Source organism: Pantoea sp. Ae19-2 (assembly GCF_059801205.1).
Genome location: NZ_JBCHWE010000001.1, coordinates 3,243,011 through 3,256,466, shown reverse-complemented (window position 1 = coordinate 3,256,466; position 13,456 = coordinate 3,243,011). Strand labels below are relative to the sequence as shown.

Here is a 13,456-nt window from a genome sequence, read left to right as displayed (position 1 = left end):
ATATCAATTAATTCCTGTAGCGTTAAATGACTGGAGTAATCCTATAATATACTTTCCTGATTGTGATACAGTCTGTGGATTACGAATAGTACCCGTCAAAGCACTGCCAGCGAATGCAGAGGTGTTAATAATTGCGTTAGCTAGCTCTTTTTGTAGTGATTTCTGCAACGCCTCTGTTGGAAAGCGCTTTGGATAGCCACCCATATGCATAATCGCTTTTATGCCGGAATTTGAGATACCTGGGTTTTGAATTCGAATGATCTCTTGAGTGATCCGCTTCCTTTCTGCTCTGCTCAACGTTTTTAACCACTCAATTGCGCGCGCGGAAGAAGCGCCTCGCATCAGTTTGTAAGTATCAAATATGCCTTTGAGTCCTGCACCTGCGCCTGCCAAAGAAATAAGATCCAAAGCGGTACAGGTCGCTGTGTACCAACCCTGACTATCTATCCAGTTGACGCTTTCTTCATGGCCTGCACTGATTAACAGTAATCGGGCGCCGCCATTGATGCACTGACCTACAGTCGCAAATGTTCCGGCTGCGATTATCCCAGCAACAACGCCTGTTGCGCCTGCTGTCAATGGCACCGTACTTCCTGCTGCGATCGCGAGAAATGCAGTAGCTACAGCAGCCCCGCATGAAAACGCAGTGGACGTTATTTCATTCGCAAGAGAGGGCTTGCTCAATGTGTCGGTGATGGATTTGGCTGCCGTCTGAGATGTCACAGTCGGAACCTTCGTAATCACCACATGACTTACATTACTTTGGTTCGACGAAGCGTAGCGACGCGAAGGGCGAACAAGCCATTGTTCGCGGCCATCGGAATAGATGATGCCCACCTGACTGAAATCCCGCGTGCAATCCAGACGATTGGCCAAAGCGGTGAAATCAATGTCATCTGCGGACACCATGCCCAGTCGTCGCGCGATATTGTAGTCAGGAAGATTGTTTGAAGACTGTCCTGGTAAGGCCATTAGCTCACTCCTTGCTGATGAAAACCGGATTGCGAAGCGTCAAGGGTAAAGCGCAGCGGAAACGAATTAATTAAGAATAGTCTTAATGATCCATTAGAGCCATCAATGTGTTACTGCCCCCGTCCTTGTCAGTCATCCCTCTGTCAGAAGTCTGTTGCTTATCAAGTGATTAATCCGGCTTTACATTTCATGACAATCCAGCATGTCCAGGCGGCGACTTGTTTACAGGGCGCTCGGTTAAACGCCTTTTTTCAGCCAAACGGGTCAAACCCGGCCTACATAATATGTTGCTTTAATGTGGCAGAAAGGTTTAAAACTATCGTGCAGGAATTAATCAAATGCTTGAGTTTTTTTAACCTCTCCTTTTACTATGTTTGGGATAAACAAAATCATGAAAAACAGGGTACTTGTTGCTTTTTCTCTGCTTGCGCTGAGTGGCTGTAGCACGATGTCATCTAATGAAGCCATTCCTCCCCTTCAGGCTGAGACAGCAAAAATGCTGGGTCTGAGCTCTTCCGATGAAATCACTGTAACTAATGTATCCGCGACTAAACCAGATACCTTGGGCTCTCAAATGCTCTCTTATCGCGCCACTACAGATAAAGGTCGCATTTTTGACTGTCAGTCTCAGATGATCCCCGGGATCCTGGGGCAGGAACCCGTTGTTACCGTGCCAAAATGTACACCCGTCAAAGTACATAACTAAAAAGCGTTTCCCTGTCTGTCCGTCGGACAGGGAATATCCGTTTTATATCCAGCGTTATTTCAAGAAAGCCTTTATGTCGTTGCGTCCTGCCTTTAAAGCGGGTTCTTTTCATCAGGTTTACACATCGTAACGTTTAAGACTCGGTCTTCATTTGAACATCAATGTGGAAATCGCCTGCATTACTTGAGCGGGAAGTTTATGGCCTCCAGTGTTGTCATCCCGTCGCAAGGCGTGGATCTTACAAAAGTGAACAGGCCTCATTTTTTAAGGTAAGATTTTAAGCCTGATTTAGCGCCATATTTATCAACACGCAGGCAAGCAATCTCTGCTTCAATTTTTCTAATATTTTATGTCGGCACCTCCCTGATTGTTATCACCTGAATAAGGCCTGACGCGGCATTCATCCATCAGGGGTGATGTAGCAGGATATGATGAATCCTCGGGTGTCATTAACACTCTTGTAACGGGTTAATCATAGTGATAAAGCTAATCTGTGATTCACTAACCATCTGGGGTTTGAAGCGTCCTGACGACATTGGAGATCCGGTTTTTCATGGGAAATTAATGCATTTCAGGATGGGCGATAAGCGCCCAGTATTGCTTTCACAAAAAATTAATAAAAACCCGGTCATCAGGTGAGCATACGTTTAACAATCCTGCCTGATAATCCCTCACCTGAAATAATTCAGTCGCTCCCGTGATGAAAAGAAGAGAGGGTTCATGAACTTCCGATTCACCATGCTGGCGGCCAACAGACGGTTATTGCCTAACGTCTGGGATGCCGTGGCTTTTCCCTTGATCATTTGTCTGATTGCTATGGTCGCGGTCGGCTTTCATCAAACGTTGATGCCGATAGACAGTTTAAAAACCCAGGCTATCTCGCTCGATCCCACTAATCTGCCGGAATATGCCATGCGCACCACGCTGCGCATGCTGGTGGCAATGCTGGCTTCCCTGGTGTTCAGCCTGATTTACGGCACGCTGGCCGCCAAAAGCCGCCGTGCTGAAAAGGTGCTGGTGCCAATTCTGGATATCCTGCAGTCCGTGCCGGTGCTGGGATACATCTCCTTTACCGTCACCTTCTTTATTGCGCTTTTTCCGGGGCAGGTGCTGGGCGTAGAACTGGCGGCCATCTTTGCCCTGTTCACCAGCCAGGCGTGGAACATGACCTTTAGCTTCTATCAGTCGCTGCGCACCGTGCCAGCCGATTTGGTAGAAGTCTCGCGCGGATTTCATCTGACCGGATGGCAACGTTTCTGGAAGCTGGATGCGCCTTTTGCTGTGCCGGGGCTGGTATGGAACATGATGATGTCGATGTCAGGCGGCTGGTTCTTTATTGTCGCCTCTGAAGCGATCACGGTCGGCAATAACACCTTTACCTTGCCCGGTGTCGGTGGCTATCTGGCGCAGGCTATTCTGCATAAAGATATCCACGCGGTAGGCTGGGTGTTACTCACCATGGTGATTGTGATTCTGGCTTACGACCAGTTGCTGTTCAGACCGCTGGTCGCCTGGGCAGATAAGTTCCGCATGGAAAACACCCGCTCAGGCAATGCGCCAACCTCCTGGGTGCGCGATTTAATGCGTCGAACCCGTCTGATTCATCAGGTCTTCACGCCGCTACGGCTGCTGCTGTCCGCGCTGGCGCGTATCTCATGGCGCTGGCCGACAGTGGCACCCGTGCGTTTCGAGAACAATACTCGCCGCGCTTCAAGGCTGGGTGACATTGTCTGGGGCGCGTTCGTCATTTTACTGACCCTGTATGTGGTGTACCGGGTCATTACTTACGTTCAGATCGGCGTGACGCTGGATGAGGTGAAACACGTTTTCACGCTGGGGCTGATTACCTTATTGCGCGTGACGGTGCTGATTCTGATTTCGTCGCTGATATGGGTGCCGTTAGGCGTAATGATTGGCCTGCGGCCTGCTCTGGCGGGCAAGATTCAGCCCGTGGCTCAGTTTCTGGCAGCCTTCCCGGCAAACCTGATGTTCCCGGTTTTCGTGATTATGATTGTGCATTTTCATCTTAATCCCGATATCTGGCTGTCACCGCTCATTGTGCTCGGCACCCAGTGGTACATTCTGTTTAACGTTGTGGCAGGGACTACTGCGTTTCCGAATGACTACAAAGAGGCCGCAGCGAACTTTCATATCCGTGGCTGGCAATGGTGGCGCCAGGTGATGTTGCCCGGCATTTTTCCTTATTACATTACGGGCGCGATTACCGCTTCCGGAGGCGCGTGGAACGCCAGCATCGTGTCTGAATTTGTGCAGTGGGGGAATACGCAGGTCACGGCGCACGGTTTAGGTGCCTACATCGCACAAACCACCGCCGCCGGGGATTTCCCCAAAATCATTCTTGGTATCGCGGTGATGTCGCTGTTTGTCACCCTGTTCAACCGTCTGTTGTGGCGACCGCTGTACGTGTACGCCGAATCAAAATTCCGTGCCAATTAAGGGACATCTGATGTTAAATAATCCACCCACACTGAACCCAGACGTGTCGAACAGGAAACCAGAAGGGCGCAAAGCGGTCCTGACGGTGAAAGACATTAAGCACGGTTATGATAAAACGCATGGTGAAGTACTGATTCTGGATGACGTTAATCTCACCCTGCAGGAAGGGGAAATTGTCGGTCTGCTGGGCCGTTCAGGCTCAGGGAAATCCACGTTGTTACGCATCATTTCTGGCCTGATCACGCCAGGTTCGGGCGCGGTCGAGTATCTGGGCAAGCCGCTTAACGGGCCGGCCAAAGGCGTGGCGATGGTGTTCCAGACCTTTGCGCTGTTTCCCTGGCTGACGGTACTGCAAAACGTGGAAGCTGGCCTGGAGGCGCTGGGCGTGGAAAAAGCGGAGCGCAGAAAACGCGCCCTGGCAGCCATCGACCTGATCGGCCTGGACGGTTTTGAAAACGCCTACCCACGCGAGCTGTCAGGCGGAATGCGTCAGCGTGTCGGTTTTGCTCGCGCGCTGGTGGTTGATCCCACTCTCTTATTAATGGATGAGCCTTTCTCTGCACTGGACGTATTAACCGCCGAAACGCTGCGTACGGATTTACTCGATTTGTGGAACGAAGGGCAGATGCCGATGAAGTCGGTGCTGATTGTCACTCACAATATCGAAGAGGCCGTGTTTATGTGCGACCGCATTCTGGTGCTGTCGTCGAATCCTGGACGCGTGGTGGCTGAAATCAAAGTGCCCTTTGGCCATCCTCGCAATCGCCTTGATCCCGCATTCCGTCGTCTGGTTGATGATGTGTACACGCAGATGACCGCCAGGCCAACCAGCGATAATGTGAAAAAGAGCCTCAGGCTGGGCACGCACCTGCCGCAGGTATCAACTAACCTGATGGCCGGCCTGATTGAAACCCTGGCGGCCGCGCCCTATCACGGTCGTGCAGACATGCCGGATGTTGCGCGTTCGCTGCATCTGGAGGTCGATGAGCTGTTCCCGATAGCCGAAGTGCTACAGTCACTGGGCTTTGCCGACGTCAGGGAAGGGGATATTTTCCTGACGCCACCTGCCCGGGTTTTTGCCGAATCGGATACCCAGCAGCGCAAAGTCATGTTTGCCGATCATCTGCTGCGCTATGTGCCGCTGGCCGCCTTGATTAAAACCGTGCTGGATGAACGTCCCGGTCATCGTGCGCCACGCATGCGTTTCGAGCAGGAGCTGGAAGACTCACTGGCTGACAGCGCCGCCAAAGAGACGCTGGACAGCGTGATCAACTGGGGCCGCTATGCAGAGATCTTCTCTTATAACGATCAGACCGAATATTTTAGTCTGGAAGACGTTGAGTTTTAATTCTGCTCGCTCAGCAAAACGTTGCGCTATCCCTTACACCATCCCGTTACTCTGCACGGGATGGTGCCTGAAAGATTCTCAAGGCAATAATCCTTTCTGAAAGATAAATAAACGCGGTTTACACTGTTCTTATTCCGCAGAGGTAAATGGTTTATTGTGGTATTTGATGACTATAATTCATTGCCTGCACATTGAAAGCCAGTTGTTTAACTGGCTTGTTCGTGTTTTTTTCTCTTATTATTTTGGGGGAAATTGATTATTGGTGAATATTTAATTCTGTTTTATTTATTAATTTTATGGTTTCTGAAAATTAAGTGGCGGTAATTTATTATTTATTAATATTTCGTGATCTCATTAATGTTTGTGAGTTGGGCGATGGTTAAACAATTAGGATTAGGTTCTTTTAAAACCAGAGGAGTAAGACTGTTTTCATGCCCTAACGAAATGAAGGTTTAGACATGAAAGAAGACAAGGTTTTAATATTACGTACCTGTGCTAATAATATGGCCGATCACGGCGGAATCATCTGGCCGTTAAGCGGTATCGTAGAGTGTAAATACTGGAAGCCGGTTAAAGGCTTTGAGAACGGACTAACGGGGCTAATCTGGGGAAAAGGATCGGATTCACCGCTGAGCCTGCACGCTGATGCCAGGTGGGTTGTCGCTGAAGTGGATGCCGATGAGTGTATCGCTATTGAAACTCATGGCTGGATTAAATTTCCCCGTGCTGAGGTTCTTCACGTTGGAACGAAAACCAGTGCGATGCAATTTATCCTGCACCATCGGGCTGATTACGTTGCCTCTACGGAAATGCAGGCCGGTCCTGGAGCGCCTGATGTCACTTCAGAGGTAAAGGCAGGCAATCGATCGCTCCCTGTAACAGATGATATTGATGCGACCATCGAATCAGGCAGTACGCAGCCGACACAAACGATTGAAATCGCAACCTATGGCAGTACGCTCAGCGGCACGCATCAGAGTCAGCTGATTGCCGGATATGGCAGTACTGAGACGGCGGGTGATAGCAGCACATTAATTGCCGGTTATGGTAGCACCGGTACAGCGGGATCAGACAGCACATTAGTCGCGGGCTACGGCAGTACCCAAACCGCAGGTGAAGAGAGCAGCCAGATGGCGGGTTACGGCAGCACGCAGACCGGCATGAAAGGCAGCGATCTCACCGCCGGTTACGGCAGTACCGGCACGGCGGGCGCCGACAGCTCCCTGATCGCCGGTTACGGCAGTACCCAGACGGCGGGCGAAGACAGCTCGCTGACAGCCGGTTACGGCAGTACCCAGACCGCGCAGAAGGGCAGCGATCTTACGGCCGGTTATGGCAGTACCGGCACGGCGGGTGCCGACAGTTCATTAATCGCGGGCTACGGCAGCACCCAGACGGCCGGGGAAGAAAGCACCCAGACAGCCGGTTATGGCAGCACCCAGACCGCGCAGAAGGGCAGCGACCTTACGGCCGGTTACGGCAGTACCGGTACGGCGGGTGACGACAGCTCCCTGATCGCCGGTTACGGCAGTACACAGACGGCGGGCGAAGACAGCTCGCTGACAGCCGGTTACGGCAGTACCCAGACCGCGCAGAAGGGCAGCGATCTTACTGCAGGTTATGGCAGTACCTCTACGGCAGGCTATGAAAGTTCATTGATCGCGGGCTATGGCAGTACCCAGACAGCGGGTTACGGTAGCACGCTGACAGCGGGTTACGGCAGTACACAGACCGCGCAGAACGAAAGCGATCTCATCACCGGCTATGGCAGTACGTCTACAGCCGGGGCAAATAGTTCACTGATCGCAGGCTATGGCACCACGCAGACAGCCAGCTACAACAGTGTGCTAACGGCAGGCTACGGCAGTACCCAGACGGCGAGAGAAGGCAGTGACCTCACTGCCGGGTACGGCAGCACCGGCACGGCAGGCTCGGACAGCTCAATCATTGCAGGTTACGGCAGCACCCAGACCGCCAGTTATCACAGTAGCCTGACGGCGGGCTACGGCAGTACGCAGACGGCGCGCGAACAGAGTGTGCTGACGACCGGTTACGGCAGCACCTCAACCGCCGGCGCCGACAGTTCCCTGATCGCGGGCTATGGCAGCACGCAGACCGCCGGTTACAACAGTATTCTGACGGCCGGTTACGGCAGCACCCAGACGGCGCAGGAGCGCAGCGATCTCACCGCAGGTTATGGCAGTACCTCAACCGCCGGTGCCGACAGCTCCCTGATTGCAGGCTACGGCAGCACGCAGACAGCGGGTTACAACAGCATCCTGACGGCCGGTTACGGCAGCACCCAGACGGCGCAGGAGCGCAGCGATCTGACCACGGGATACGGCAGCACCTCAACCGCCGGTGCCGACAGCTCCCTGATTGCGGGCTACGGCAGCACCCAGACCGCCAGCTATCACAGTAGCCTGACGGCGGGTTACGGCAGTACGCAGACGGCGCGCGAACAGAGTGTGCTGACGACCGGCTACGGCAGCACCTCAACCGCCGGTGCCGACAGCGGCAGACGGCCAGCAGCGGGTTACAACAGCATCCTGACGGCCGGTTACGGCAGCACGACGGCGCAGGAGCGCAGCGATCTGACCACCACCTCAACCGCCGCCGGTGCCGACAGCTCGGCCGGCAGTACGCAGACGGCGATTGCCGGTGCCGACAGCTCCCTGATTGCAGGCTACGGCAGCACGCAGACAGCGGGTTACAACAGCATCCTGACGGCCGGTTACGGCAGCACCCAGACGGCGCAGGAGCGCAGCGATCTGACCACGGGCTACGGCAGCACCTCAACCGCCGGTGCCGACAGCTCCTGACGGCCGGTTACAACAGCATCCTGACGGCCGGTTACGGCGCAGGCGCAGGAGATAGCGATCTGACCACGGGCTACGGCAGTACCTCGACGGCGGGTTACGACAGCTCGTTAATCGCGGGCTACGGCAGCACGCAGACCGCCGGTTATCACAGTATTCTGACGGCCGGTTACGGCAGCACCCAGACGGCGCAGGAGCGCAGCGATCTGACCACGGGCTACGGCAGCACCTCAACCGCCGGTGCCGACAGCTCTCTGATTGCGGGCTATGGCAGCACGCAGACAGCGGGTTACAACAGCATCCTGACGGCCGGTTACGGCAGCACCCAGACGGCGCAGGAGAATAGCGATCTGACGACCGGCTACGGCAGTACTTCTACGGCAGGTTATGAGAGTTCACTGATCGCAGGCTACGGCAGCACCCAGACCGCCAGTTTTAAAAGTACGTTGATGGCTGGTTACGGGAGTTCGCAGACTGTCAGAGAACAGAGTTCGTTGACTGCCGGATACGGCAGTACCTCAATGGCCGGTTATGACAGCTCATTGATTGCCGGTTACGGTAGTACCCAGACGGCGGGTTATCAAAGTACGCTGACAGCCGGTTACGGCAGCACGCAAACGGCCGAGCACAGTAGTACGCTAACGGCAGGTTACGGCAGTACCGCAACGGCGGGCGCCGACAGCTCCCTGATCGCAGGCTACGGCAGTTCGCTGACCAGCGGTATTCGCAGCTTCCTGACGGCGGGTTATGGCAGTACGTTGATCAGCGGACTTCGCAGCGTACTCACCGCCGGTTACGGAAGCAGCCTGATTTCGGGCAGACGCAGTAGTCTGACGGCGGGATATGGCAGTAATCAGATCGCCAGCCACCGAAGCTCGTTGATTGCTGGCCCGGAAAGCACCCAGATCACCGGCAACCGCAGCATGCTGATTGCGGGAAAGGGCAGCTCACAAACGGCGGGTTATCGCAGCACATTGATCTCCGGGGCAGACAGCGTGCAAATGGCCGGAGAGCGCGGCAAGCTGATTGCCGGAGCGGACAGCACCCAAACCGCCGGGGATCGCAGCAAGCTTCTGGCAGGCAACAACAGCTACCTCACCGCTGGCGATCGCAGCAAACTCACGGCAGGCAATGACTGCATCCTCATGGCGGGAGACCGAAGCAAGCTGACGGCGGGCATCAACAGCATTCTCACCGCCGGATGCCGTAGCAAGCTGATAGGAAGCAATGGTTCAACCCTGACCGCCGGGGAAAACTCAGTTCTGATTTTTCGCTGCTGGGATGGAAAGCGCTACACTAACGTGGTCGCTAAAACCGGAAAGGGGGGAATAGAAGCGGATATGCCTTACCAGATGGATGAGGACAATAATATCGTGAATAAACCCGAAGAATAATCGCCATAACAGAGGGAATGTTCGCGAGGGGACGGGAGGTTTATACAGCGCGCAGACCAGGCTTAAAAAAGCAGAGAAGCGTGTTCTTGTTGGTTATTTATCTGTCCCTGAACACAGTAAAGCCGACCTGAACGGCCTGTTGTGGTCCAGGCCGGCCAGGCCAACAATGCCAGGGAAAAGCAAAAAGGCCCATTGCTGAGCCTCTGCAAAAAGACCTGGTGACTCAGGGACGCCAGACTGTGCCATCCGGAGTCCTGGCCATCGTCCAGGTCGGATTGCCGCCCTCGCAGGGGAATTTCGCCGCCAGCGCTTCGTTGATATCAATCCCTAACCCCGGCTTGTCATTGACGTAAGCATAGCCCTGATCCACTTCAGGACAGCCCGGGAAGACTTCACGTAGCGCATCATTCATTGGCGTGTATTCCTGAATGCCGAAATTAGGCGAGCTCAGATCCAGATGCATGTTTGCGCAAACCCCAATCGGGGAGATATCCCCAGGGCTGTGCCAGGCGGTGCGAACACCGTTTAATTCACTGTAGATAGCGATTTTTTTCGCCGGTGTGATACCGCCAATCGAGCTGATATGACAGCGGATATAATCAATCAGCTTATTGTCGATCAACGGCTTCCACTCATTCACGTTAACGAACAGCTCGCCCATTGCAATCGGCGTGGAAGACTGCTGGCGCAACATTTTCAGCCACTCCGTATTCTCGGGAGCAACCGGATCTTCAAGGAAGAAAAGCTGATAAGGCTCCAGCGCTTTAGCCATATGAATGGCATTAATCGGCGTAATACGTTCATGGGCATCATGGAGTAGCTCCACGCTGAAACCCAGTTTATTGCGCAGATGATCAAACAGACGCGGAATGCTTTTCGCATAGGCTTCCGGATCAAAATAGATCCCCGGGGCTTTGGTGCGAGGCGAGCGCTTGGGTTGAATATTTTTCGCTTTCACCATGCGATTGGCAATCAGTCGCAGGTCATCAGTACCGGCACCGCCGTACATGCCCATCTGGCAGCGAATATACTGGTAGCCTTCTTCCATTTTGGCGCGAGCGCTGTCTTCCACTTCAACTTCATCGGCGCCATCGGTGTGCACATAGAGCGCAATACCGTCGCGACATTTCCCACCCAGCAGTTCATAAACCGGCAGGCCAGCCTGTTTACCTTTGATATCCCATAGCGCCATATCAATGCCGGAAAGGGCATTATTCATTACCGGACCATTGCGCCAGTAGCCACTCACTGCGGCGGACTGCCAGATATCTTCTATTCTGGCGGGATCTTTGCCAATCAGAAACGGGGCAAGGTACTCATCAATGGCACTTTGTACGGCGTAAATGCGCTGGGTAAAGGTGGCGCAACCCAAACCGTACAGTCCGGGCTCATTAGTTTCAATTTTAACCACCACCAGATCGATGCCGCCCGGCGCAGTCAAAATTGTTTTTACATTGGTGATGAACAGATTGCTCACACTAGCTCCTTATTATTCAGAACATTAACCGCACCGTACTCATCGCTGCTACGCAGGGTTTAATGGTATGTTGTCATACAACATTGCCTTTCTATCATAAATTTATCCGGCTTGAATTCTGCACTGCTATTTTTGTGACGGCGATCTAATGAAACGTCTCAGGCTAAATGCATTGTTTTTATGTTTATTAAATACAATGACTTGATGGGTTTTTCTGTTAAGCATTTGTGATATGTGCCTCATAAATACGCTTTGTGTATTGATTTAATCTGCCGGAAAATTCACCTTAATAAGATAGTTGTCATACATATTTAAAGGTGGATTATGACTGCAATGTTCGATCTGACCGGTAAAACGGCTTTGATAACGGGGTCCTCCCGCGGCCTGGGGTTTGCCTACGCCGAAGCATTAGCCGCTGCCGGGGCAGACGTTATTTTGAACGGCACGCGTGAAGCGGTGCTGAACGAGGCCGTTGAACAGCTTAAAAATAAAGGCTATCGCGTCTCCGGCCGGGTGTTTGATGTGACCAGTGAAAGCGCGATAGAGCAGGTGTTCGCCAGTCTGGATGAGCAGGGCATCGCAGTCGATATCGTAATAAATAATGCCGGGATCCAGTACCGCAAACCCATGCTGGAGCTGGAACTGGAAAACTGGCAAAAGGTGATTGATACCAACCTCACCAGCGCCTTTCTGGTTTCGCGCGCGGCAGCCAAACGCATGATTGCCCGCGATCGGGGCGGCAAAATCATCAATGTCGGTTCGTTGACCAGCCAGGCAGCCAGGCCAACCGTTGCACCTTATACCGCTGCCAAGGGCGGCATTAAGATGCTGACCTGCTCAATGGCGGCCGAATGGGCGCAGTTTAATATCCAGACCAATGCGATTGGGCCGGGATATATCCTGACAGACATGAACAGTGCGCTGGTGGACGATGCCCGGTTCGACAGCTGGGTGAAAAGCAGTAACCCTTCGCAGCGCTGGGGACGGCCAGAAGAAGTGGCCGGTACGGCCGTTTTTCTTTCATCGCCTGCCTCAGATTATATCAATGGTCAGATTATCTACGTGGATGGCGGCTGGCTGGCCGTGCTGTAAGCGTTATTGACCCGGAAGAGGAAAAACATGTGCACAGCATAATGACGCATGCCTGCGTGGCAAAGGGCAAAAAAGAGATCGCGGTTGAGCAGCGCGAACTGAAGTATTCGGATGATGATGTCGTTGTTCAAGTGGAGTGCGGCGGCATCTGCGGCTCGGATATTCATTATTACCATGAAGGACGTGCCGGATTATCCGTGATTAAGCAACCGCTGGTGATAGGTCACGAATTTGTGGGGCGGATTTTCCAGGCGCCGGCAGCATCAGGGCTAGAACCGGGACAAAAAATCGCGATTAATCCATCACAGCCATGTGGTCAGTGTGAGTATTGTCGGGCAGGTAAACAGAATGCCTGCGCCACCATGCGCTTTATGGGGAGCGCCCAGTTCACTCCGCACGTGAATGGTGGATTTGCACAATATGTCGTGGTGCCTGCGAAGCAGTGCGTGGCTTATGATGAGCAGGTTCCGGCCAGCGTCATGGCCGTTGCTGAGCCTACCGCCGTCGTGATCCATGCGCTCAACGTGGCAGGCAGCATCGTCGGGAAAAGGGTGCTGGTGATGGGCGCGGGCCCCATCGGCGCCTTAGCGATTGCCGCCGCAAGCGCTTCCGGCGCGGCAGAGATCGTGGCGTTCGATCCGAGCGAGCGCTGCCGCCGCATCGCGGTAGAAATGGGGGCTGACTCGGCAGTGGATGCGAGCGATCGTGCCGCCGTTGCCCGCTACGGTGAAAATCGGGGATATTTCGACGTTACGCTGGAAGCCAGCGGAGCCGAAGCAGCGATTGAATCCAGTATTTTGGTTACGCGGCCTGGCGGCGTTGTGGTTCAAATTGGGATGGGAAAAAGTCCGCTTAATTTCCCGGTAGCGCAGATGCTGGTAAAAGAAATTAGCTGGAAAGGCTCCTTCCGTTTTATCGATGAATTTGATGTGGCGGTGAAATGGCTGGAAAAGGGCATTATCGATCCGCGTCCGATTCTTTCCGGCAATTATGCCTATCACGATATTGAGGCGGCATTAAAGGCGGCCAGTGATAAAACACAACATTCAAAAGTATTAGTTCAGTTTTCATAAAATATCTCAGAACCTGTAGTTATTACTCTGGCTTAAAACATCGGTGATTGTCGCGGGTGAAGAGATCCTCACGCTCCGCGTAAGCGGCACTCGCCTGTCATTTAGTCGCCTGTTAACG

At 53.4% G+C, this 13,456-nt stretch carries 7 protein-coding genes and 1 pseudogene; 5 read left to right on the top strand and 3 right to left on the bottom strand.

Annotation, left to right across the window (positions count from 1 at the left end; genetic code table 11):
* Nucleotides 1-3 precede the first annotated feature (3 nt).
* Nucleotides 4-972, bottom strand: coding sequence for an Ssp4 family T6SS effector (gene ssp4, locus AAIE03_RS15020; RefSeq protein WP_013024482.1), 969 nt, complete (start codon nt 970-972; stop codon nt 4-6).
* A gap of 330 nt (nt 973-1,302) precedes the next feature.
* Complete coding sequence (locus AAIE03_RS15015) at nt 1,303-1,440, bottom strand: hypothetical protein (RefSeq protein ID WP_019105056.1); 138 nt, start codon at nt 1,438-1,440, stop codon at nt 1,303-1,305.
* Between the two features lie 958 nt (nt 1,441-2,398).
* Here AAIE03_RS15015 and AAIE03_RS15010 point away from each other — a divergent pair.
* From AAIE03_RS15010 to AAIE03_RS15000, 3 genes and pseudogenes are all read left to right on the top strand, one after another.
* Complete coding sequence (locus AAIE03_RS15010) at nt 2,399-4,135, top strand: ABC transporter permease (protein WP_210512020.1); 1,737 nt, start codon at nt 2,399-2,401, stop codon at nt 4,133-4,135.
* 10 nt (nt 4,136-4,145) lie between these two features.
* Nucleotides 4,146-5,483 carry an ABC transporter ATP-binding protein gene (locus AAIE03_RS15005; protein ID WP_014595259.1) on the top strand — a complete coding sequence of 446 codons (1,338 nt, stop codon included), beginning with the start codon at nt 4,146-4,148 and terminating at the stop codon, nt 5,481-5,483.
* A 458-nt stretch (nt 5,484-5,941) separates the two neighbouring features.
* Nucleotides 5,942-9,696, top strand: a pseudogene (locus tag AAIE03_RS15000) (beta strand repeat-containing protein).
* A 223-nt stretch (nt 9,697-9,919) separates the two neighbouring features.
* On the opposite strand, the gene AAIE03_RS14995 reads toward AAIE03_RS15000, so the two are convergent.
* On the bottom strand, nt 9,920-11,173 hold the full coding sequence (locus AAIE03_RS14995) for an enolase C-terminal domain-like protein (RefSeq protein WP_013024487.1): 1,254 nt from the start codon (nt 11,171-11,173) through the stop codon (nt 9,920-9,922).
* A gap of 324 nt (nt 11,174-11,497) precedes the next feature.
* On the opposite strand from AAIE03_RS14995, the gene AAIE03_RS14990 reads away from it, so the two are divergent.
* Nucleotides 11,498-12,265 (top strand): SDR family oxidoreductase, encoded by a 768-nt coding sequence (locus AAIE03_RS14990; protein ID WP_024472364.1) that lies wholly within the window; start codon nt 11,498-11,500, stop codon nt 12,263-12,265.
* A 41-nt stretch (nt 12,266-12,306) separates the two neighbouring features.
* On the top strand, nt 12,307-13,338 hold the full coding sequence (gene idnD / locus AAIE03_RS14985; protein ID WP_498563169.1) for an L-idonate 5-dehydrogenase: 1,032 nt from the start codon (nt 12,307-12,309) through the stop codon (nt 13,336-13,338).
* The last annotated feature ends 118 nt before the right edge of the window (nt 13,339-13,456 follow it).